General features: G+C 60.2%; 19 protein-coding genes. 7 read left to right on the top strand and 12 right to left on the bottom strand.

Annotated elements, in window-relative coordinates:
* Positions 1-75 precede the first annotated feature (75 nt).
* Genes nrdH through nrdF form a run of 4 tightly spaced genes read left to right on the top strand, consistent with a single transcriptional unit; the run spans position 76 to position 3,906 of the window.
* Positions 76-297, top strand: coding sequence for a glutaredoxin-like protein NrdH (gene nrdH, locus WH87_RS16065; RefSeq protein ID WP_046140652.1), 222 nt, complete (start codon positions 76-78; stop codon positions 295-297).
* A 54-nt stretch (positions 298-351) separates the two neighbouring features.
* Positions 352-756: a class Ib ribonucleoside-diphosphate reductase assembly flavoprotein NrdI gene (gene nrdI / locus WH87_RS16060; protein ID WP_046140539.1), complete on the top strand. Its 405-nt coding sequence runs from the start codon at positions 352-354 to the stop codon at positions 754-756.
* Positions 738-2,912 (top strand): class 1b ribonucleoside-diphosphate reductase subunit alpha, encoded by a 2,175-nt coding sequence (gene nrdE, locus WH87_RS16055; protein ID WP_046140540.1) that lies wholly within the window; start codon positions 738-740, stop codon positions 2,910-2,912. Before nrdI ends, nrdE begins: the two co-directional genes overlap by 19 nt.
* Before the next feature lie 19 nt (positions 2,913-2,931).
* Complete coding sequence (gene nrdF / locus WH87_RS16050; protein WP_046140653.1) at positions 2,932-3,906, top strand: class 1b ribonucleoside-diphosphate reductase subunit beta; 975 nt, start codon at positions 2,932-2,934, stop codon at positions 3,904-3,906.
* Positions 3,907-4,060: 154 nt separating this feature from the next.
* On the opposite strand, the gene WH87_RS16045 is transcribed toward nrdF, so the two are convergent.
* The 9 genes from WH87_RS16045 to murQ are packed head-to-tail and all read right to left on the bottom strand — an operon-like array spanning position 4,061 to position 13,559.
* Entirely contained in the window at positions 4,061-4,936 is an 876-nt protein-coding gene (locus WH87_RS16045) for a DMT family transporter (RefSeq protein ID WP_046140541.1), read from the bottom strand.
* Positions 4,936-5,358: a GNAT family N-acetyltransferase gene (locus WH87_RS16040; protein WP_046140542.1), complete on the bottom strand. Its 423-nt coding sequence runs from the start codon at positions 5,356-5,358 to the stop codon at positions 4,936-4,938. The genes WH87_RS16045 and WH87_RS16040 overlap by 1 nt, the downstream gene beginning before the upstream one ends.
* Positions 5,351-6,472 (bottom strand): anhydro-N-acetylmuramic acid kinase, encoded by a 1,122-nt coding sequence (locus WH87_RS16035; protein ID WP_046140654.1) that lies wholly within the window; start codon positions 6,470-6,472, stop codon positions 5,351-5,353. The genes WH87_RS16040 and WH87_RS16035 overlap by 8 nt, the downstream gene beginning before the upstream one ends.
* A gap of 9 nt (positions 6,473-6,481) precedes the next feature.
* Positions 6,482-7,474, bottom strand: coding sequence for a serine hydrolase domain-containing protein (locus tag WH87_RS16030; protein ID WP_046140543.1), 993 nt, complete (start codon positions 7,472-7,474; stop codon positions 6,482-6,484).
* Positions 7,471-9,201: an ABC transporter ATP-binding protein gene (locus WH87_RS16025; RefSeq protein WP_046140544.1), complete on the bottom strand. Its 1,731-nt coding sequence runs from the start codon at positions 9,199-9,201 to the stop codon at positions 7,471-7,473. The genes WH87_RS16030 and WH87_RS16025 overlap by 4 nt, the downstream gene beginning before the upstream one ends.
* Positions 9,198-10,037, bottom strand: a complete 840-nt coding sequence (locus WH87_RS16020; RefSeq protein WP_046140545.1) for an ABC transporter permease — start codon at positions 10,035-10,037, stop codon at positions 9,198-9,200. Before WH87_RS16020 ends, WH87_RS16025 begins: the two co-directional genes overlap by 4 nt.
* A complete protein-coding gene (locus tag WH87_RS16015) occupies positions 10,037-10,996 on the bottom strand; it encodes an ABC transporter permease (protein ID WP_046140546.1) in 960 nt (319 codons plus the stop codon). Before WH87_RS16015 ends, WH87_RS16020 begins: the two co-directional genes overlap by 1 nt.
* 55 nt (positions 10,997-11,051) lie before the next feature.
* Positions 11,052-12,572: an ABC transporter substrate-binding protein gene (locus tag WH87_RS16010; RefSeq protein ID WP_046140547.1), complete on the bottom strand. Its 1,521-nt coding sequence runs from the start codon at positions 12,570-12,572 to the stop codon at positions 11,052-11,054.
* 48 nt (positions 12,573-12,620) lie between these two features.
* Entirely contained in the window at positions 12,621-13,559 is a 939-nt protein-coding gene (gene murQ, locus WH87_RS16005) for an N-acetylmuramic acid 6-phosphate etherase (RefSeq protein ID WP_046140548.1), read from the bottom strand.
* Between the two features lie 184 nt (positions 13,560-13,743).
* Here murQ and WH87_RS16000 point away from each other — a divergent pair, with 184 nt between their 5' ends.
* Positions 13,744-14,607: a MurR/RpiR family transcriptional regulator gene (locus tag WH87_RS16000; RefSeq protein WP_210165694.1), complete on the top strand. Its 864-nt coding sequence runs from the start codon at positions 13,744-13,746 to the stop codon at positions 14,605-14,607.
* 32 nt (positions 14,608-14,639) lie between these two features.
* Here WH87_RS16000 and WH87_RS15995 read toward each other — a convergent pair whose 3' ends face one another.
* The 3 genes from WH87_RS15995 to WH87_RS15985 form a co-directional block, all read right to left on the bottom strand.
* Entirely contained in the window at positions 14,640-15,428 is a 789-nt protein-coding gene (locus WH87_RS15995) for a M15 family metallopeptidase (protein ID WP_082092752.1), read from the bottom strand.
* Positions 15,429-15,534: 106 nt separating this feature from the next.
* Positions 15,535-18,786, bottom strand: coding sequence for a S41 family peptidase (locus WH87_RS15990; protein WP_046140549.1), 3,252 nt, complete (start codon positions 18,784-18,786; stop codon positions 15,535-15,537).
* A gap of 376 nt (positions 18,787-19,162) precedes the next feature.
* Positions 19,163-20,173, bottom strand: coding sequence for an AraC family transcriptional regulator (locus tag WH87_RS15985; protein ID WP_046140550.1), 1,011 nt, complete (start codon positions 20,171-20,173; stop codon positions 19,163-19,165).
* Between the two features lie 347 nt (positions 20,174-20,520).
* On the opposite strand from WH87_RS15985, the gene WH87_RS15980 reads away from it, so the two are divergent.
* Both WH87_RS15980 and ilvC read left to right on the top strand, forming a co-directional pair.
* Positions 20,521-21,168, top strand: coding sequence for a TetR/AcrR family transcriptional regulator (locus WH87_RS15980; protein ID WP_245622446.1), 648 nt, complete (start codon positions 20,521-20,523; stop codon positions 21,166-21,168).
* 24 nt (positions 21,169-21,192) lie between these two features.
* Positions 21,193-22,212 carry a ketol-acid reductoisomerase gene (gene ilvC, locus WH87_RS15975; protein ID WP_046140552.1) on the top strand — a complete coding sequence of 340 codons (1,020 nt, stop codon included), beginning with the start codon at positions 21,193-21,195 and terminating at the stop codon, positions 22,210-22,212.
* Positions 22,213-22,215: the final 3 nt, after the last annotated feature.

The following is a 22,215-nucleotide window of genomic DNA, read 5'->3' as shown; positions in this document are numbered from 1 at the left end:
GAGAGGCTGGGTTTTGTCCTGTGCTGACGTTCACCTTCAACATCCCGCGCCATGCTACTCCGCGAGGATATGTCGATGACCATTACAGTTTACAGCAAGCCAGCCTGCGTTCAGTGCACCGCTACCACCCGCGCACTTGACCGCAAGGGGATTGATTACACCATCATCGACATCTCCGAAGACGCAGACGCTTTCGCTCGCGTGCAGGATATGGGTTATCGCCAGGTTCCAGTTGTGGTTGCCGGTGAGCAGCACTGGGCCGGTTTCCGCCCCGACATGATTGGCGCTCTTGCCTGATTGGCATTGAGGGCAGGGGCGCATGGCCCGTGCCCCCTCGATGGACCGGGGGATATGAGCAGCCTCGTTTATTACTCCAGCACCTCGGAAAACACCCATCGCTTTGTAGAAAAGTTGGGAGTGCCGAGCGTGCGCCTGCCGGTGGATGCCGGTGGCGAACCACCGGTGGTGGATGCGCCCTATGTATTGGTCTTGCCAACCTATGCGGGCAATGGCGGCAAGGGCGCGGTGCCCAAGCCGGTCATCAAGTTTCTGAATAACGAACATAACCGCAGCCTGATCCGTGGGGTCATCGCGGCGGGAAATACGAATTTCGGTTCGGCCTTTGGTCTGGCGGGCAAGATTGTCTCGCAGAAATGTGCCGTGCCTCTCCTCTACCGGTTCGAGTTGCTCGGCACGGCTGAGGACGTTGAAAATGTCAAAGAAGGACTCGAACGGTTTTGGACACGCTCACACTAGACCGCACGGAAGATCGCCCGGCCTCCAAAGGTCAGACCCAGGACCAGGCGCTAGATTTCCACGCGCTGAATGCGATGCTGAACCTCTATGACGAGGCCGGCAGCATTCAGTTCGACAAGGACCGTCAGGCTGCCAAGCAGTATTTCCTGCAGCATGTGAACCAGAACACCGTGTTCTTCCACAACCTGCGCGAAAAGCTCGATTACCTTGTTACCGAAGGGTACTACGAGCGCGCGGTGCTGGATCAGTACTCGTTCAATTTTGTGCGCGACCTGTTCGACCACGCCTTCGACAAGAAGTTCCGCTTCCCCACATTTTTGGGCGCGTTCAAGTATTACACCAGCTACACGCTGAAGACCTTTGACGGGAAGCGCTACCTTGAGCGCTACGAGGATCGCGTGTGCATGGTTGCGCTAGCCCTGGCGCGCGGCGACGAAACTCTGGCCCGCAATCTCGTCGACGAGATCATTGCCGGTCGTTTCCAGCCTGCGACCCCGACCTTCCTCAACGCAGGCAAGCAGCAGCGTGGCGAGCTCGTCTCGTGCTTCCTGCTGCGCGTCGAAGACAACATGGAATCGATCGGTCGCTCGATCAATTCGGCGCTGCAGCTGTCCAAGCGCGGCGGCGGTGTGGCGCTGAGCCTCACCAACATTCGCGAGATGGGTGCCCCGATCAAGCAGATCGAGAACCAGTCTTCGGGTGTGCTGCCTGTGATGAAGCTGCTGGAGGATTCGTTCTCCTACGCCAACCAGCTTGGCGCGCGTCAGGGTGCCGGTGCGGTCTATCTGAACGCCCACCACCCAGACATTATGCGGTTCCTCGATACCAAGCGCGAAAACGCTGATGAGAAGATCCGCATCAAGACGCTGTCGCTGGGCGTGGTCATTCCAGACATCACCTTCGAACTCGCCAAAAACAACGAGGATATGTACCTCTTCTCGCCCTATGACGTGGAGAAGGTCTACGGCGTGCCGTTCACCGAGATTTCGGTGACCGAGAAATACCGCGAGATGGTCGAGGACAAGCGCATCAAGAAGAAGAAGATCAAGGCGCGCGAATTCTTCCAGATCATCGCCGAGATCCAGTTCGAGAGCGGCTATCCGTACATCATGTTCGAAGACACGGTGAACAAGGCGAACCCGATCGCGGGCCGCATCACCATGTCCAACCTCTGCTCGGAAATCCTGCAGGTTAGCGACGCCAGCGTGTTTAACGAGGATCTGTCCTACGAGCACATGGGCAAGGACATTTCGTGCAACCTCGGCTCGCTTAACATCGCAGCGGCCATGGATTCGGCCGACTTTGGCAAGACCATCGAGACGTCGATCCGTGCCCTGACCGCTGTGTCGGACATGAGCAATATCGGCTCGGTGCCATCGATCGCCAAGGGCAATGCCGAAAGCCACGCCATCGGCCTCGGCCAGATGAACCTGCACGGCTACCTCGCTCGTGAGCGTATCTATTACGGCTCCGAAGAGGGTGTGGATTTCACCAATATCTACTTCTACACGGTGACCTATCACGCGTTGCGTGCGTCCAACCTCATCGCCACCGAGCTTGGCGAGACGTTCAAGGGCTTCGGCGACTCCAAGTATGCCAGCGGCGAGTACTTCGATAAGTACACCGAGCAGGAATGGGTGCCAGCCACTGAGAAGGTTGCAGGTCTGTTCGAGACGGCCGGGATCCATATCCCGACGCAGGAAGACTGGAAGAACCTCAAGGCCAAGGTCATGATGACCGGTCTTTACAACCAGAACCTGCAGGCCGTGCCACCGACCGGTTCGATCTCCTACATCAACCACTCGACCTCCTCGATCCACCCGATCGTCTCCAAGATCGAGATCCGCAAGGAAGGCAAGATCGGTCGCGTTTACTATCCAGCCGCGTTCATGACCAACGACAACCTGGAATACTACCAGGACGCCTATGAAATTGGTCCCGAGAAGATCATCGACACCTATGCGGCGGCGACTCAGCACGTCGACCAGGGTCTGTCGCTGACGCTGTTCTTCCGTGATACCGCGACCACGCGCGATATCAACAAGGCGCAGATCTACGCCTGGAAGAAGGGCATCAAGACGATCTATTACATCCGCCTGCGTCAGATGGCGCTGGAAGGTACGGAGGTGCAGGGCTGCGTTTCCTGCGCACTCTGAAGTGAAGGCTGACAAGACAATGAATATGCACACCCGCCCCGTTAGCCGGTTCCGCGCCATCAATTGGAACCGAATTCAGGACGATAAGGATCTTGAGGTCTGGGGCCGTCTCACCAGCAATTTCTGGCTGCCGGAAAAGGTGCCGCTGAGCAATGACATCCCCTCCTGGGCAACGCTGACTCCAGTGGAGCAGCAGCTCACCATCCGGGTGTTCACTGGCTTGACGCTGCTCGACACCATTCAGAATGGTGTCGGTGCCGTCCGCCTGATGGCCGATGCGGCAACCCCGCATGAAGAGGCGGTGCTGTCCAACATCTCCTTCATGGAGGCGGTGCACGCCCGCTCGTATTCGTCGATCTTCTCGACGCTGTGCTCCACGCCAGACGTGGACGATGCCTATCGTTGGTCTGAGGAGAACAACTTCCTGCAGCATAAAGCTGCGCTGATCATGGAGCAGTATGACAGCGGAGACTCGCTTAAGAAGAAGGTCGCTTCGGTCTTCCTTGAGAGCTTCCTGTTCTATTCCGGCTTCTACCTGCCAATGTACTGGTCCAGCCGCGCCAAGCTGACCAACACGGCCGATCTCATTCGTCTCATCATCAAGGATGAGGCCGTGCACGGCTACTACATCGGCTACAAGTTCCAGCGCGAAGTGGAGCTGCTGTCAGAAGCCAAAAAGCAGGAGATCAAGGATTTCGCCTTCGACTTCCTTCTCGAGCTCTATGACAACGAAGCCAAGTACACCGAAGAACTTTATGACGGCGTCGGCCTGAGCGAAGACGTCAAAAAGTTCCTGCACTACAATGCCAACAAGGCTCTGATGAACCTCGGCTACGAAGCCCTGTTCCCACCTGAGGCTTGCAAGGTGAACGCGGCAATCCTGTCCGCTCTTTCGCCCAACGCCGACGAAAACCACGACTTCTTCAGCGGTTCGGGCTCGTCCTATGTCATCGGCAAGGCCATGTCGACGGAAGACGAAGACTGGGATTTCTAAGACTTAGGCCTAAGATCGGTCCAACCGGATGAGTTACAGATCGCGCATGTCCTCCCGGATGTGCGCGATCTACGTTTATGACTGGGACACTACGTCTGCGCCGTGAATGGCGGGCGTTTGAGCCAGTTCACTCCTCATAGTGGATTGCCACCCGTTACGGTGTGGCCGTCTGCTTTGCGGGAGCGCTGGTGATGGCGCAGGCGGCGACGATGAGGGCGCCGCCAATCCAAAGTTGGATGCCCGGGATTTCGTGGAAGAATACGACGCCGAATGTCGCGGCCCAGAGTAGGCCGGTGTAGTCGATCACTGCGAAGACGGAGACGGGGATCTTTTTGAGGCCGTTGATCAGCAGCAGGAAACCCACTGCACCGAGCAGGCCGATCAGTGCAACAAGCCCCATCGTGTGCGTCGACATCTGGGGCACTGCGCCAAAGGCGAAGGGAAGGGCGATGATTGCGGCAATCAGCGATTGCCCCATGGTCATGGTATCCGGTGCTTCGCGGCTGGCATGGTGTTTGAGCACGACCAACAGGACCGCATAGGTGACGGGTGCCAGAAGGGCCGCTGCCCATGCCAGCGGATGTCCGAGGCCATTCACGGCGTTGAACGAGGCGCCGGTGAGCACGATGATCGCTGCCCCCGCCGCCCCGAGCGCGAGCGCAATCCAGCCGCGCACATGGATTGGTTCGGCAAAGATCAGTGCGCCCAGCAGGGTGACATAGAGCGGCGCCGTCATGCCCAGGGCCGCGACCATGGCGATTGGCAATTGGCCCACAGCGTAGAAAAACATCGTTGCGGTCAGGAACAGCAAGACAGCGCGGATAGCCTGGCGTGGCAGGTCGGAGCGGCGGGGCCAGGTGCCTTTGGAGATGACGATCCAGAGTGCCAGCCAAAGAGCCGCGCCGAGATAGCGGACAAAGACGATCTGGAAGGTGGAGAGTTCAGCACCCAGTGCTTTGGCGACCGCATCCATGCCGCACATGAAGGCGATGCCGATGGCCGCCATGGCGACCCCGTTGGGTGCTGCCATTAGACTATACTCTTGGAGAGGAAACTGCGGGTGCGGCCCGGTGGGAAGTCAGGCAGAGTGCCGAACACGGTATATCCGGTTTTCTGATAGACATGCAGCGCCTGCGGGCTGAACGTGTCGATATAGGCGCCATGGCACTTGCGGGCCCGTGCCTCGTTTTCGGCGTCGGCCAATAGGCGCGCGGCTAGCTTTTGGCCGCGAAAACGCTCGTCGATCCACAGCCATTGCACATAGAGCCAGCCCCAGGCCGTGTAGCCTGAAAGCCCCGCCACCAACGCACCCTCAGAATGCACCAGAACGGCGATGGGCTCGCGCCCCGATGGTCCGACATCGCTGGTATTAAACGCAGTCAGACTGTCCCCGATCTGCTGCAGATCGTTGGGGGCAGGATTGTTGGTGAGCGTTACGGTGAGCTCAGCCATGGCTGAGCCGGCCGCCAGTCATTGGCTGGGGCGCGCCAGTCGTGGTGGGGAAGCTGATCGGCAATCCGCGCAGCACACGCACGGCAAGAAACGCGAAGCACTCCGCCTCGATAGCGTCACCGCGCCAGCCGAGGCTGTCTGCAGAGACTGCCGTGACGCCGGCGCGGGTCCCGAGCATCGCCATGATGGCTGGGTTATGCCGGCCACCGCCGCAGACCACGAGCTTTTCGGGGCGCGTTGGCAAGAGGTCGAGCGCCTTACCGACTGCACTGGTGGTGAAGGCGGTCAGCGTTGCAGCGCCATCATCGGGCCCGAGGCCATCGGCCATACTGGCCAGGAAGTCGAAGCGATCCAGCGATTTCGGATAGGGGGCGCTGAGATAGGGGTGGGTCAGCAGGCGGGCAAGACGGGGTTCGTCGACCGTGCCGCGCAGCGCCATCTTGCCGTCGCGATCCATATCGCCCAGCCCGAGCGCCCGGATGAAGTCATTGATCGGCGCATTGGCAGGGCCAACGTCAAAAGCGATCAGCTGATCCTTGCCATCCCACCAGGTGATATTGGCCACGCCGCCCAGATTGAGCACGGCGGTCTTGCCATCGGTCGCATCAATGGTCCGCAGCAGAGCCTGATGGTAGAGCGCGGCCAGGGGCGCGCCTTGTCCGCCCGCCTGTACGTCGGCCGAGCGGAAATCATAGGCGACGCGAATGTCCAAAAGGTCTTCCATCAACTGGCCATTACCCAGCTGGCGGGTGGCGCCGATGCGGCCCGGCTGGGGCGCGCGATGCAGCACCGACTGGCCGTGGAAACCGACGATGCCTATGTCGGCTGGGGTAAGGCCCGCGTCTGCGATGAGATTGGCGACGGCGGTCGACTGGGCCCGGGTGATGGCCTCTTCGGCCTCGGCAAAAATCGCGGGCTCGGGACCATCAAAGTTCCACTTGCGGGCCTGATCGAGGGTGTCCTCGAGCAGCGTGCGGATCGATTGTGGATAGGGGGCAAGGGTATATTTGCCGAAACTTGTAATGGTCTCGCCATCGGTGCGCAGCAGCGCCACATCGATATAGCCATCGAGCACGGTTCCCGTCATCAGCCCAACGGCCCAGATCGGCTCCATCATGCACTCCTAGTGTTTGTTGATCAGGTCGCCCACGGCGCGGCGCAGCTGGATGATCCCGCTGTCGAAATGGCGCGTGGGATGAATGCGGTTGGTCAGCAGCGTCCAGGCATGGCCCCGGGCAAAGTCGATCCACAGGCCTGTGCCGGTAAACCCGGTATGGCCGATGGTATCGCTTGAGCAGAACTCGCCGCCCGACCAGCCCTCATAGGGGCGTTCCCAACCGTGGGTGCGCCGCGCCGAGAGCGGCATGCGGATCAGCGCGTCCGCGCCGCTGTCGGCTAGACGCTCGCTGGCAAAGTCGAGGACGGCATCGGCCGTGCCGAACAGACCCGCATGGCCTGCTCCGGCCAGGGCCGAGCAGTTGTCGTCATGGACTTCACCGACGAGGACACGGTGTCGCCAAGTGTCAAGCTCGGTCGCCGCAGAGCGCCCCGGGGCGGCCGACCAGGCAAAACCAGGACCCGCATCGAAGTCGCGGATGGTCTGGCCGTCGAGCCGTTCCAGAGCGAGGCCGAGCAGGATGAAATTGATGTCTGAATAGACCGAAGGGCCAGCTTCCCACTGGTGTTGCAGCACGAAGGCGCGCAGCAGATCGGCATCCCGGCCATAGGTGTAGATGGGAAAGACCGCCGGGAACGGCGTCTGGTGGCCGAGGCACTGGCGGAACGTCACCTTGCGTTCCCAATTGTCCGGGTTGTACTGCCGGAAATCGGGCAGGACGCTGGTCAGTGGATCATCAAGATCGATGTGGCCTGCCTCGGCCAGCGCCAGAATGCGTGGCGTCGTGAACAGAACCTTGGTCAGCGATGCCAGATCGAACCAAGTGTCCTTCTCCATGGGGCGGTGCACCGGAATGATCTGTGCGTGGCCGATAGCGCGCACTGCGCGATTGCCATGTCGATCGATGACGCCCAGCACTCCACCGGGAATGCGACCAGATTCGATGGCCTTGGCCACCGGCTCAAAGGCCCGGTCAAGCTGCGCGTCAACAGTGCTCACGAAACGGCCTCCAGCCTGACGTGATGATCGGGTCCTGCCTGACGCCACTGTGCCTTAGGTGGCTCATAGCCCACCGGACGCAGCAGGGAAGGGACCTGCGTGGTGTCGATGGCAAAGTGCTGGTTGCGTCGCTCCACGGCTGGGACAGCAGAGATCAGGCGCTTCGTATAAGAATGCTGTGGGTCGGACAGCACAGCCTGCGCTGCGCCGATTTCAACGATCTGGCCGGCAAACATCACCGCAATGCGATGGGCAATGCGCTCGACCACGGCCATGTCATGGGAGATGAACAGATAGGCCAGGCCGAACTCGCGCTGCAAATCGATCAGAAGGTCCAGCACCTTGGCCTGTACCGACACATCGAGCGCTGACACGGCTTCGTCGAGGACGACCACTTCGGGGTTCAGCATCAACGCGCGGGCAATGCAGAGGCGCTGCCGCTGGCCGCCTGAGAACTGGTGCGGATAGCGCGTCAATGCATCTTCGGGCAGACCGACGCGGTTGAGCAGGAATTTCATCCGCTCGCGCAGGGCCTCATCCTTGTGCTGACCATTGGCAATTGCAGGCTCTGCCAGCAACGCTTCGACATTGAGGCGAGGATTGAGGGAAGCGAACGGGTCCTGAAACACCATCTGGATCGGCCGACGCGAACGGCTCGATCGGACGGTGATCTGTCCGCGTTTGCGCGCATTGAGATCGAGAACCGCGCGCGCAGTCGTCGATTTACCAGAGCCACTTTCACCCACAATGCCCAGGGTTTCCCCGGGCATCAGGTCGAAATCGACGCCGTCCACGGCGTGAACAGCGCCCTTGGAACCAAACAGGCCACGGCCAATCGAAAAGCGCACCACGAGATCATCAACAGTGATGACCGGATCGCTATCCTCGGTACGGGGGCTATCGGTGCGTGTGGCGCGGCCGGCGGTAAAATGCGGCACGGCGCTCAGCAGATGCCTGGTATAGTCGTGTTGTGGGGTATCGAGCACCGTTGCGGTGTCACCCTGTTCCACAACCAGCCCGCTCTGCATCACCATGATACGGTCGGCTATGCCGGCGACGAGGCCAATATCATGGGTTATGAAGATCATCGCCATGCCGGTTTCATCGCGAAGTTCAGCGAGCAGTGCCATGATCTGGGCCTGTACTGTCACGTCGAGCGCGGTGGTCGGCTCATCGGCAATGAGCAGTCGTGGACTGCTGGCCAGGGCCATGGCGATCATCACGCGTTGACGCATGCCGCCCGACAACTGGTGCGGGTAGTAGCCCATGCGCGATTTGGCGTCGGGAATACGCACGCGGTCGAGCATGGCCAGCGCGCCGTTACGCGCAGCCTGCCCGCGGAGCCCGCGATTGATGCGCAATGCTTCTTCGATCTGCGCCCCAATCGTGTGGACCGGGTTCAGCGAGGTCATCGGCTCCTGGAAGATCATGCCGACGTCACGACCGCGCACATGGCGCAGGGCGTGTTCATTTGCTCCAGTGACGTCGAGTGCCGTGCCATCAGCGCGCTGCAGCATAATCGAGCCGGAGGTGATGCGGCCGCCGCCGAAATCGACAAGGCGGTTGATCGAGAGAGCCGTCACCGACTTACCCGAGCCGCTTTCGCCGACAATGCCCAAGGTCTGGCCCGCGGCGAGGTCAAAACTGACGCCGCGCACGACTTCATTGGCAACGGGATCGCTGCCAAAGCCGACACGGAGATCACGAACGGAAAGCAAAGGGGTCATGCTGTCCTCCCTTGCGTGCGAGGATCAAGAATATCGCGTAGTGCGTCACCGGTCAGGTTGAAGCCCAAAATGCCCAGCATAATGGTCAGCGCTGGGAACAGCATGAGCCAAGGTGCCTGCTGCATCAGGTTCTTGCTTTCTGCCAGCATCAGGCCGAGCGACGGCGTAGGCGGCTGGGTGCCGAGACCGAGGAAGGACAGACCAGCTTCGGTGAGCAGGGCCCAAGCCAGGGCCAGCGTCACCTGCACGGCAAGTGGCGCAACCAGGTTAAGCAGCAGGTGGCGGGTCAACACATAGCGCTGCGAGCTGCCAAAGGTGCGTGCCGCATCGACGAAGTCGCGCTGCTTGAGCGAAAGGGCAGGGCCGCGCACCACACGCGCAAAGATCGGCGTGTAGACGATGGCGATAGCCGTGACGCTGGTGAAGGTGCCGGGACCGACAATGGCGATGATCAGCAGCGCCAGGAGGATGGCGGGGAAAGCCAGGAGGACATCCATGATCCGCATCATGAGCCCGTCCCACGGGGCGCCCCACCAAGCCGACAGCAGCCCGATCGTGGTGCCGGCCAGCGCGGCGCAAGCCACGGCGGCAAAGGCAATATTCAGCGACTGGCCAATGCCCAGCATGAGCCGGCTGAACGTGTCGCGGCCCAACAGGTCCGTGCCCATCCAGTAGGTGGAGCTCGGTGGCTTCATGCGGTCGATGGCAAACATCTTGAGGGCGTTATGCGGGGTCAGCCCAAGCGCCGCCAGCAAGGCTGCGAGCAGGTAGAGGCCGATGATGATGACGCCAATGCGGCCCGATGGGTGGCGGAACAGGGCGGAAAGAATGCGCATCAGCGACCTCCCAGACGAATACGGGGATCGAGCACGGCATAAGCGAGGTCGACGAGCAGATTGACCACCAGGAAGTTGAACGCGATGAAAAGGACGGTGCCCTGCACCAAGGCATAGTCGCGCTGACCAATGGCATCGAGGACCAGTCGGCCGAGGCCCGGCAGCGCAAAAATCTGTTCGACGATGACGGCGCCGCCCAGCAGATAGCCGAACTCGACCCCCGACAGGGTCACGACAGGGATGAGCGCGTTGGGTAGCGCATGGTGCCAGACGACACTCATCGTCGAAACGCCCTTAGCGCGAGCTGTGCGGACATAGTCCTCGCTCAGCACGTCGAGCATGGCGGAGCGCGAAATACGGGTGACCGATGCCGCAAAGGCAAAGCCCAGTGTAATCGCGGGGAAAATCAACTGACCAAGATTGGCCAGAGGGTCCTGAAACAGCGGGGTGAAAGTGCCCATTGCTGGCACGAAGCCGAAATAGACCGACAGCACGAAAATGATCAGCACGCCAAGCACGAAACTAGGCGTGGATTGTCCGATCATGGCGAGCAGACGAACGCCGAGATCGCTGGGGCGACCATTGCGAGTAGCCGCAAGCACGCCCAGCGGCACGCCGATCGTCAGTGCGATCACCATGGAGAGCAGCGCCAGTTCCAGCGTCAGAGGGAAGCGCTCAAGGATCACCGTCATGACGGGCTTGGCGTAGATTTTAGAGATGCCCAGGTCGCCCTGGAACAGGCCGCCGAGCCAGCTCAGATATTGCGACCAAATAGGTTTATCGATGCCGAAATAGGCAGCCAGGGACGCACGCTGGTCGGGAGTCAGCATACCGGCTTCCGTGCCCAGCATGGCGGTAATCGCATCACCCGGAATCAGGCGGATCGACAGGAAAACCAGGACCGAAACGCCCAGTAGGATCAGCGGAAACGTCAGTAGGCGTTTTGCCAGATAAGTCATCGGTGCTGGTACTCGTAGAGAAAGGGGCTGGCTTTTGACCAGCCCCGTCTGAAAGCTACTGGATGGAGACTTTGGTCAGACCAAACAGTGTGCCGGTTGGCGATGGTTCAAAACCGGTCACGGTCTTGAGCTGTGCGGTGTAGGTGTACGAGGTCGACAACCACAGCCATGGCGACTGCTCAGTCAGATGCTGCTCAAACTGGTGGAAGATTTCCACGCGCTTGGCAGGATCAGTCTCGGCCTGGCCCTGACGCATCAGGCTGTCGAGCGTGTCGTCCACGAAGTTCGAAACCTGGAGCAGGTTGCCGTCCTTGGTGAAGTAGCGGTTGTACATTGGATATGGGTCTGGGCGGCCACCGTTCTGGGCAACAGCCATGTCGAAGTCACCCTTGAGCCAGGTGTCGACATAGACCGACAGTTCCATCATCTGGATGTCGAGCTTGACGCCGATTTCAGCCAGCTGGGCCTGCAGCACCTGCGCTTCGGACGCAGCAACTGGTGGCTCGCCATTGGCGGCGATCACCTTGGCGGTGAAGCCACCGGACATGCCGGCTTCTTCCATCAACTGCTTGGCCTTGGCCACGTCCTGCTTGTAGCAGAACAGGGTGTCTGGATCTTCAGCGAAGGCCGGGGCGGTCAGTGGGCCGGTGACCTTGCCTTCACCCGCCAGCGCCGAGTCGACGATTTCCTGACGGTCGATGGCGCAGGACATGGCCTGACGTACCTTGAGGTTATCCATTGGTGTGCGCGATGGGTTGAGCTGCAGCACGTTGTAGGCAAGGCCGGAAATTCGGTTGAGCTGCAGGTTTGGCTCGTTTGGCACCAGCGTTGCGACCAGTGGGTCATTGATCAGCGCGAAGTCAGTCTGGCCGGCGCGCAGCGAGGCAAGAATTGCGGTCTCGTCTGGCAATACCGTCACTTCGATGCCGTCGATCGCCAGCTTGCCGCCAGCCCAATCCGCATTGGCGCTGAGCACTTCCTTGGCGTTTGGCTCCCAGGAGTCGAGCTTGAACGGGCCTGAGCCGACAGCCTTGGTGGCAATCGTGTCTGCGGTGATTTCGCTCGCAGGTAGAACTGCAGCATTGATCGTGGCCATCGAGGCCAGGATCGGCACGTCAGCCGTGCTCAGATGGAACACAACGGTCTCGGCGTCCGGCGTGTCGATGCTCTCGATCGAGAGGAAGTTCGAGCGCGCAGCGGCAGCGGTGGCTTCGTCGAGCAGGCGCTCGAAAGAGGCTTTGACGTCAGCAGGGGTGACCTGCGCGCCATTGCTGAACTTGGCTTTTGGATCGAGCTTGAAGGTCAGCGTCTTGGCGTCTGGGGCAAATTCCCAGCTTGCGGCGATCGCTGGAACCACGTTGAGCTGGGTGTCGAGGCGCACCAATGGCTCATAGATCAGCTCCAGCAGGCGCAGCGAAGAGAACGCAGTCTGCTTGTGTGGGTCGAGCCCGGTTGCGTCCTGTGCCCAGGCCATACGCAGGGTTGCAGCCTCGACGGGCAGGGCGAATGCCGCCGTCGAAATCGCGGTGGCGACGAAGAGCCCCGTGACCAGTTTGCGCGAATGAGTCCAATTCATTGTCGTTCCCTCCAGTTCTGCCTGCCCTCCACGGCAGACATCAATTAACTATGGTGCACTGCCGTCAATGGCATGGCGCAAAAAGCCGCCAGCCGATTGCAGTGCGTTGCGTGCCGCCTCGACATCGAGGCCGGTAAGGTGGACCAAAATGGCCAATTTGACATCGTTGCTGGTCAGCTCGAGCGCATGCTCGGCCTCCTGCGCAGTGCAGTCCGTGGCCTGCATGACGATGCGAACGGCGCGCGCCAGCAGCTTTTCATTGCTGGCATGCAGGTCGATCATCAGGTTTTGATAGGTCTTGCCGATCCGGATCATGCTGGCTGTGGTCAGCATGTTGAGCACCAGCTTCTGGGCGGTGCCAGACTTAAGACGCGTGGATCCGGTCAACACTTCCGGGCCGACCAGGGGGGAGATGGCGATGTTGGCGATCTCGGCGATGGTCGATGTGGGGTTGCAGGATAGCGCGACCGTGACCGCGCCAATTGAATTTGCATATTCCAGCCCGCCAATCACGTAAGGCGTGCGTCCGCTCACGGCGATGCCAACGAGCACGTCATTGGCTGACAGTTTGATGGCCTTGAGATCTTCGGCACCGAGTTCGGCACTGTCTTCGGCGCCTTCAATGGCGCGGAGCAGGGCAGGTGGCCCACCAGCGATCAGTCCGACAACCATACTGGCTGGCACGCCAAAAGTTGGCGGGCATTCGGAAGCGTCCAATACACCAAGTCGGCCGCTGGTGCCTGCGCCCATATAGACAAGCCGACCGCCGGCATTGAACGCCCGAACCGTTGCTTCGACGGCAAGAGTGATCGCGGGGATGGTGCGCGCAACAGCGTCTGCCACCGTGCTGTCTTCTCGACTCATCGTCGCAAGGATGTCGGGTACCGACATCTGGTCGATCTTCATGCTGGCTGGATTGCGTTCCTCGGAAACCAGCTGAGCCAGTTCGCCCATCAAGGCGCGGCGGTCTGTTATCTCAGCGTTCATCGGGACCATTCCATGCTGTCATACTCGTGCAGAGTGGGCCAAGCCTAGGAAGTTCACTGTCATGTTGTCAATGATTTTCAGAAATCTGGTCACAGCTGAATATTTGTTTCATAGTGACCGAGATCGCAGCACTCCGCCCTAGCCAAAAAGTGCGGAGTCGGGGTACATCCAGCGCGGTGGAGACGTGACCTTGGGCATTCAGTCGAGCATTGAGAATTCGGTGGCGAGCTTCACGCCCACCATGCGCCGCGTTGCCGACGTCATCCGCGCCAATCCCTCTATTGTCCTCGACCAGACCATTTCAGAGCTGGCGGCGTCCTGTGGCACCTCAGTGGCGTCGGTGGTGCGATTCTGTCGGGCATTAGGGCTGACGGGTTATGCGCAATTGCGCATGTCGCTGGCGACCGAGCTTGGCCGCGAGGCGCAGTTTGGACCAGGAATGACGCTGGGCGCCGAGATCGCGAAATCGGACACGCTGCAGGAGGTGGCCTCGAAAGTGGCCCGGCTCGAAATTATGGCGATCGAGGAAACTGTCTCCAGTCTCGATTTTGCAGCCGTGGAGCGTATCGTCACTGCGCTCGACAAGGCGCAACGCATCCTGCTGTTCGGGGTCGGCGCCAGTCACTTCGTGGCGCAGGATCTGCACCACAAGCTGTTCCGTATCGGACGCAACGTTTTCGTCATGGCGGACTCGCACGAGGCCTGGTCGGCAGCCTTGCTGGCCCCACCCAACACCGTGGCCATAGGGTTCTCCCATTCCGGCGCGACGCCCGACACCGTCCGATACCTTGAGATCGCCGGGCAGGCCGGGGCGCTGACTGTTGCGATTACCGGCTCACCAAACTCACCACTGGCAGACGCCGCCGACGAAATTCTGGCGACCCATGCTCGTGAAAGCCATCTTCGCGCCGGCGCCATGGTTAGCCGCATCGCGCAGCTGAGCATCGTCGATTGCTTGTTCCTAGGCGTCGCACGACTGAGCTACGATGAATCCATCGAAGCGCTACAACGCACCCGCGACATCACTCACCCTACCGCCATCAGCTAGCCGGCCAGCTTTCGCGCAATTTGCTAGCAAACCTATGGCGTGGCTGCGGTAACCGGGAACTCGAAATATGTGTCTGGGAATGGTTCGTCGACTAAGGTGTAGTGCCACCATTCCTCGGCGTAGCGTTTGAAGCCGTGGCGCTCCATAACAGTAGCCAGCTTTTCCCGGTTGGCGGCGGCGGTGGGCGTGACACCTGCGGCGCCATGGTGTGCCTTCACGTCAAAGCAGTCATAGCCCGTGCCGAAATCGAGAATGCCGTCGGCAAAGCGCGCGGTTTCGGGCAATGTGCAATCCGCCAGTTCATCGCCCTTTTTCCAGGGGTTTGAATAGGCTTGGTCGAGGGGGCGGATGGCGAGATCCACGGTGCTGCCGCGGCTGTGGCCCGATCGATTGGCGATATAGCCGAGGTCAAATAGGTCGGCCTTGTCAATACGCGGATAAAACTCCGCCTGCATCGCCAGCGCATCCATGTCGTTCGCCCACGCTGCGAAATCGGCAACCGCACGCACGGGGCGATAGCAATCATAGAGCCTAAGGCCCAGCCCTTCTGGCTCGAGATCATTGGCGACCGCCAGCAGGGCCGCTCCGGCCTCTCTGGTCAGGATGCATTCATGGGCATCATAGCCGTCGATGGGGCGGCCGACGAAGTTGTGGCTGCCGAAATAGCGGATGTCTTGCTCGATACCAGACGCAATTGCACTTAGCCGGACGAATCCTTCAGGAAGGTCAGCCGCCAGCGCTGGAAGAGCCAGAAGCTGGATGCCCAAGGCGGAGAACATGAGCTTGGCACGGTGATCCCAGCGGTTATGGCTTAAGGGCATATCGACGTCCTGATCGGTTTGGGAGTGCAGCTCACCGCGTGGCTGCACGAAACTGGAAAGGCGCCGGATTGGCGCCTTTCTCTGTGTTTGCGATGGATGTCCGTCCTCAGGGTAGGCGGCAATCTGTCTCCGGGCCGATCTGCTTCATCAGCGCTGCCACGGCCGCTTCCAACTGCGGGTCGGTGTTGATGCCAACGGTGTTGGGGTCGAAGGGCACCGCGACATCGGGTTCGATCACGTGGTTTTCGTAGTAGGAGCCATCGAGGCGTCGGCTCGGCAGGACCGGAATGGCGTAGTTAAAGCCCGGCACCAGCTTGCTGGCATTTTGGGCCACATAGGTGCCTGTATTGAGCACCGTGTCGCCCACCAGAATGCCAATCCCCGCGTCCTGATACGCCTGCGGGAAGATTGCCGCGTCGGAATAGCCGAAGCTGTCGACCAGCACCGCGCTTGGCCACACCCAGCGGTTGTTCGGCTCGGTCATGGTCGGGCCGCCAGTACGACCAACCTGAGCGTAGGCTGTACCCGACAGCAGCGTGGTCAGTTCCCGGGTCAGATTGCCCCCGCCATTGGATCGCACATCGATCAATGCCGCTTTGGTCAGGTTGCGCGATGAGGTCAGAGTGCCCAGAACATTGAGGTACGAGTCATTATCCATGCCAGCCACGTACTGATAGGCAACGCATGCGTTGGACAGGCGATCAACCATAGCGGCGCGCGCATCAAGCAGACGCGCCCTGGCAAGTTGGATCTGGCTGCCATAGCTGATTGGATCGACATAGATGAAGCGCTCTCCATCCTGTCCCTGATCGAGGACACCAATCAAGGCGCGCTTGCCGAGGTTGACATCAAGTAGCCGTTCCAGGCCGCCCGCCTCGGGAACAGGCAGACCGTTGATCGAGGTAATGATATCGCCCGCATCAATGCCCAGACCCGCGCGGTCCAGTGGCCCGCCTGGCAAAACCGCAGCGACGCGACGCCCAGGGCCCTCATAGCCATAGTCGAGGTAAACACCCAAAGTGTCGTTATGCGTGCCAAGGCCGATATGCGTGCTCTCGGAGCCCGCATAATTGGTGAACAGATGCGATGCGGAGAGCTCACCATACATGGCCGAAACCAGTTCAGTCAGCTCGCGGCTTGTGGCTATCGAGCCGAGATAGGACCTGTACTTGGCGCCGATCGCATCCCAGTCGCGACCTTCCAGTTCCCGTTGATAGTAGCGGTATTTCAGATCGGCCCAGGCCTGTTCGAAAGCGGCTTCACGCCGGCGATCTGGATTGACCGTGGTGAAGATTTTTGCTGGTGAGGTTCTCACCCCGCTGGGGTCATAGAGCGGCACCGACAGCACAGTGTGATCCAGCTTGATATCAAGCTGATACTGGTCCCGCACGAACGATACGGCCTGCCAGCCTGGCGCCTCGATGGTCTGCAGTGCCGTGAGATTGCCGGTGCGCAGGTCAAGCAGTTCGAGCTCTAGCTGGTCGGGGGCGGGTGCCGTCACGAGTAGCAGGTTGGAATAGTCATCCAATGGCGCAAAATAGACGATCGAACTGGCATCATCGGTCAATCGCTGGCCCAGCCGCGCCGACCGCACCGTCTCGATCGGGTAACGCAGCGGCTCGTAAAGCGCATCTTCTTCATCGGAAGGGCTGGTGGGGAAGACACCTTCGCTGATGTCCAAGAAGTCTTGTCGTGCGGCTTCGGACAGGAAGATGCGGTAGAGATCTTCCGACGTGCCGTGCAACTGCGCTGAGCGCAGGCCGAACAGATCGGTCGCGCCAATGACCTGTGTGCCGTCGAGGCTCCAGACGCCGCGTGCAAAATTGTTGACGCCTTGGCTGATCATCTGCGGCGGCCCGCTGCCATCGGCGGGAACAATGGCGATTTTTATCGCGTCGCTACCGCCCTGATAGCGCCACTGAACCATTATGTCTTCAGAGGTCGGCGACCATGCAAACCATAGGTCCCCGTCGCCATAAGACGAGTTGTAGTCCGTCTCGGCAAACAGCGCCGCTACCGTGCCGCTGCTAAGGTCCAGAACCTTGACCTCCCGGCGGTCGGAGATGAACGCTAGGAGTTTGCCGTCTGGCGAGAATTGCGGTTGGAAGGCATTGCCCTCTTCGGGAACATAGAGCGCGATTTCCTGATACTGGATGGCGAGCGGATCATCGCTGCTTTCGATTTGCAGGTCGACAGCGTAAATGCCCCATTCGTGACCGCGCTGCCCGGCATAGACCAGCGTCGACCCGTCTGGAGAAAACGCGACATCCCGCTCTTCGCCCGGAGTCGCCGTAATCTGGCGATAATTGCCTTCGCGATCGAGCAGGAAAACATCCGCACTGGCCACCAGAGCCATGCGTTTGCCATCCGGCGAAGACACGAAACGCGTCGCCTCACCGGTGGGGAAATTGGCGTCGAGAGACGCGCGCTGGTCCAGTGTGAAGATTTCGATGGCCTGAGGCTTCGCGTCCGCTACGCTCTGGACGTAGATACGGCCGTCATAACCAAAGGCAATCGTGCCGTTGTCGGCGACCGAGAGGTCGCGCACCGGCGCGCCCTCGAAGAATGTCAGCTGCTTTTCGACCCCGGTGACGATGTCGAGTTGCCAGGCATTGAGCCAGCCAGACCGCTCGGAGAGATAATAAAGGGCTGCCCCGTCCTTGCTCCAGACGGGGTTTACCCGGTCGATGCCATCCCGGCCGAAGACGTCTTCGTGACGGCCCGAAACGGCATCGTAAATCCAGATCTGACGGGCATTGGCCGCAACACGATGCTGTCGTTCGTCGGGATCGACCGAAGGATTGTAGACGTAGGCCAGCTTGTCCTGGGCTGCGTTCCATTGTGCTTCAAGAGCGTAGTTCGGCAGCACCAGGGTTTCGCGACCGGTTTGGGTATTGGCAGCGTAGAGCTGCGGCTTGAAGGACAGCGCGCCCTGTACGCTGCGCTCGGCGTCACCCAGGCCCAGTGAGGTATAGAGAATGGACTTGCCATCCGGCGTAAAGCTTGTTGGCACTTCATGGGCAGAAGACCAGCTGAAGCGCTGAAGAGTACCGGAGAAATCGGCGACGTAGATATCGTCATTGCCGCCTATATCAGAGGCGAAGGCCAGCCTTTCGGAATCGGGGGACCAGACGGCTCCATAACTGTACGAACCCTGTGCCGTGAGCGAGACGGCCAACCCACCCTCGGCAGGCACCACAAAGATCTGGCCACGATGGGTAAAGCTGATCGTTTCGCCATCTGGCGACAGGGCGGCGAAACGCAGCCAACGCGGTGCCTCGCCCGTGGGTTGAGCATGGGCAGAGGTCATCCCGACCATCAGCGCCAAAAGCGAAATAGCGCTCAATTGTTTCAGCATCAAAATTCTCGATCTGCTTGTTAGTCAGTATTTCACAGTCGCTTCCGACTGCAGGGCCAGTTTGTCCAACGGCTCGCGCTGGCTCGCTGGGTTCCGGGAACCCCGGAGGCACGCGATCAATGGTGAGTTTGCCACGCTAATGAACCGTGAATTCCATGCGTTCAGACTGCGTGAGATTGTTCATGACCCCCATGACAAGGCCGGTGCCAAAGTGCACCTTGGCCGCAACTGGCCTACCTCAGAGTTAGCCTGTGCAGGGGGAGGTCAAGAACAATCGTCTGAACGGGTTGAAATCGCTCAATAATCTCAAATTCGGAGAGAATACTGTTCCGGGCGTCTCACGTTGGGGCGCGGTGTGGGAGGGAGGAGAGGACCGCTACTTCAACGCTGCCAACCAGTGGCTCCAGGCGTGCTCACCGTCAATTTCTGCCTCGGCCGCAAGCGCATCCGCGGCCATTGCTCGATAGGCGCGAGGCGACATTCCAAAGCATTGGCGGAATGATTTGGTAAAGGCCGAAGGGCTGGCAAAGCCCCAAGTCTCAGCAATCTCACCAACCGAGAGGTGGTGCCGGGCAGGATTGGCGAGATCAGCCCGGACGCGATGCAGGCGACGAAGGCGAAGATAGGATACAAAGCCGCCCACCGGTTCCATGATGCGATATAGCGTGGCGCGTGAGATTGAAAAGTGGCGAGCCACCACAGCGGCTGACAGGGCCATATCATGGAGCCAGTCTTCGACATATCGTTTGACGGCAAACAATGTGGCCGCTCTGACTTGCTCGACCTGATCTTCCGCGACGAGGCCATTGAGAGCGGCCGCCGCCAGCGCAACAGTCGCGTCCTGCACCGCGTGCATTTGCGCGACCGTCATGTGGGGAGCTGCCCGGTAGAGCGCTTCGACATGAGCTCGCACCAGTCCGGCAAGGGGCTGAGAGGCGTCATGTCGCCTGCCGCCGTGCGCATCAGGCGCCACCAGCAGGGGAGCCAGCACACGGCGGGGGATGCCGAGATCAATGCTGCGATATCGGGTGGACTCTGTCGCGATCGGCTGTGTCATGTCGACAGTCAGCAGATCGCCATTGCGCAGGATGACGTCATCGCCTCGCGCGGCAGCGCGGCGCTGGCCAGATATGTAAAATTGAAACGCGTAATAGTCGATGCCGTCCTCGGCGATGCGCGCCATTTCCCTGGCGGTGGACTGCGCAGAACTGCTCACTGTACCAAAGACCAGATCGCCGCCGTGGTACAAATCGACAACGGCAGAAAAAGCCTCGTCGTCTACAGAAAGAATGTCCCACACCGGGGTGGCAGCATCACTCCACTGCCTAAGTCTGGCGCGCTCGGGCAGGCGGCGCGTGTCAAAAAGTGATCGCGAAATTAAGGTCAAGCCTGCCGCTCCAGGACACTATCTATTGCAGGTTCGGTGCACCGTCTTCTCGACCCCGGTCAACCGGCGCGCTGTCCGGAGGAACCCAGACATCCCGCAGACGAACCCATACTAAACTGCCACTTTCTCCCTACTAAGTAAGGGAGAAAGTTCTATCAGGACACCAAAAAGCCGGTTGCAGCGCGTTCGGAAAATCCATTCTAAGAAATGGAATGGCGTTCGTCCGGCTATCAACTGCCCACCCCAAAGCGGTGGAGCGTGCGGTAGAATCCACTTGCTTCGAACCGTACCGTACGGTACGCCTGCCTCAATTGGCCGAAATCGTTCGGCGTATGAGGGATTGGGCCGTGCCACTGACCATCAAGGTCAACGAAGAGACATTCACCCCCCGCCAGCAGGCTGTGCTGACGGCGGCGCTGGATTTGCTCGTCGAGAATGGCGATGGTCTGACCATGACTGCCGTGGCGCGCCGTGCCTCGTGCAGCAAGGAAACCCTCTACAAGTGGTTTGGCGATCGTGATGGTCTGCTCACGGCAACAGTGCAGTGGCAGGCCGCCAAGGTGCGTATGCCGCAGGTGGATCGTTCTCACCTCAATGCCAAGGCCCTGCGCCTCAGCATCGAGCAGTTTGCGCGGGATCTGCTGACAGTCATCACCGGCGAAGTTTCAATTACGCTCAATCGGACTGCTGTGACCCACGCGGCGCAGGAGAAAGACAGCCTGGGCACCATCGTTCTTGACAATGGCCCGATGGCAATTCGCCGTCGCCTCAAGCCTATTCTTGAGGCAGGGCGCGATGCGCGGCTGCTGCGTTTCGATTCCAGCGAAGACGCCTACCGTACGTTCTTTGGCCTCGTTGTCCGCGACGTTCAGATCCGCCTTTTGCTGGGCGACAAGTCGCTGACCCAGGCCAACGTAACCGACAATATAGAAGCGGATGTCAAATCCGCGACCGACCAGTTTTTTGCCCTCTATGGGGCGAAAGCCACCCTATAACACCGCATTTTCAGGGAGAAACCCATGCGCGTTTATTACGATCGTGACGCCGACCTCAACATCATCAAGTCCCGCAAGGTAGCCATCGTTGGTTACGGCTCGCAGGGCCATGCCCACGTGCTGAACCTGCGTGACTCGGGCGTCACCGACGTCGTCGTTGCGCTGCGTCCAGGCTCCCCATCGGCCAAGAAGGCCGAGGGCGAAGGCCTCAAGGTGATGTCGGTTGCTGACGCATCGGCATGGGCAGACGTCATCATGATGCTGACCCCAGATGAGCTGCAGGCAGACATCTACAAGCAGCACATCGAGCCAAACATCCGTGACGGCGCAGCGCTTGCTTTCGCACACGGCCTGAACGTGCACTTCAACCTGATCGAGCCTAAGTCGACCGTTGACGTGATCATGATCGCGCCAAAGGGCCCAGGCCACACCGTGCGCGGCGAATATCAGAAGGGTGGCGGCGTGCCATGCCTGATCGCCGTTCATCAGGACGCATCGGGCAATGCCCATGACATCGCTCTGGCTTACGCTTCGGGCGTTGGCGGCGGCCGTTCGGGCGTCATCGAAACCAACTTCCGCGAAGAATGCGAAACCGATCTGTTCGGCGAGCAGGCAGTGCTCTGCGGCGGTTTGGTCGAGCTGATCCGCGCTGGCTTCGAAACCCTGGTCGAAGCTGGTTATGCCCCAGAAATGGCCTATTTCGAGTGCCTGCACGAAGTGAAGCTGATCGTCGACCTGATCTACCAGGGCGGCATCGCCAACATGAACTACTCGATCTCCAACACCGCTGAGTGGGGCGAGTACGTCACTGGCCCACGCATCATCACCTCGGAAACCAAGGCCGAGATGAAGCGCGTGCTGCACGACATTCAGTCGGGCAAGTTCACCTCCGACTGGATGCAGGAAATCAAGGCTGGCGGTTCGCGCTTCAAGGCAACCCGTCGTCTGGCCGACGAGCACCAGATCGAAGCCGTTGGCGCACAGTTGCGCGACATGATGCCATGGATCAAGGCCGGCGCGCTGGTCGACAAGGCCAAGAACTAAGAT

This window comes from Devosia epidermidihirudinis (assembly GCF_000971295.1).
GTDB lineage: Bacteria > Pseudomonadota > Alphaproteobacteria > Rhizobiales > Devosiaceae > Devosia > Devosia epidermidihirudinis.
This window is presented reverse-complemented; position numbering and strand designations above follow the sequence as displayed.

Coding starts and splice junctions, on each gene's coding strand:
- nrdH (WP_046140652.1), top strand. CDS start 76: ATGACCATTACAGTTTACAGCAAGCCAGCCTGCGTTCAGTGCACCGCT.
- nrdI (WP_046140539.1), top strand. CDS start 352: ATGAGCAGCCTCGTTTATTACTCCAGCACCTCGGAAAACACCCATCGC.
- nrdF (WP_046140653.1), top strand. CDS start 2,932: ATGAATATGCACACCCGCCCCGTTAGCCGGTTCCGCGCCATCAATTGG.
- WH87_RS16045 (WP_046140541.1), bottom strand. CDS start 4,936: ATGGCAGCACCCAACGGGGTCGCCATGGCGGCCATCGGCATCGCCTTC.
- WH87_RS16040 (WP_046140542.1), bottom strand. CDS start 5,358: ATGGCTGAGCTCACCGTAACGCTCACCAACAATCCTGCCCCCAACGAT.
- WH87_RS16035 (WP_046140654.1), bottom strand. CDS start 6,472: ATGGAGCCGATCTGGGCCGTTGGGCTGATGACGGGAACCGTGCTCGAT.
- WH87_RS16025 (WP_046140544.1), bottom strand. CDS start 9,201: ATGACCCCTTTGCTTTCCGTTCGTGATCTCCGTGTCGGCTTTGGCAGC.
- WH87_RS16020 (WP_046140545.1), bottom strand. CDS start 10,037: ATGCGCATTCTTTCCGCCCTGTTCCGCCACCCATCGGGCCGCATTGGC.
- WH87_RS16015 (WP_046140546.1), bottom strand. CDS start 10,996: ATGACTTATCTGGCAAAACGCCTACTGACGTTTCCGCTGATCCTACTG.
- WH87_RS16010 (WP_046140547.1), bottom strand. CDS start 12,572: ATGAATTGGACTCATTCGCGCAAACTGGTCACGGGGCTCTTCGTCGCC.
- murQ (WP_046140548.1), bottom strand. CDS start 13,559: ATGAACGCTGAGATAACAGACCGCCGCGCCTTGATGGGCGAACTGGCT.
- WH87_RS15995 (WP_082092752.1), bottom strand. CDS start 15,428: ATGCCCTTAAGCCATAACCGCTGGGATCACCGTGCCAAGCTCATGTTC.
- WH87_RS15990 (WP_046140549.1), bottom strand. CDS start 18,786: ATGCTGAAACAATTGAGCGCTATTTCGCTTTTGGCGCTGATGGTCGGG.
- ilvC (WP_046140552.1), top strand. CDS start 21,193: ATGCGCGTTTATTACGATCGTGACGCCGACCTCAACATCATCAAGTCC.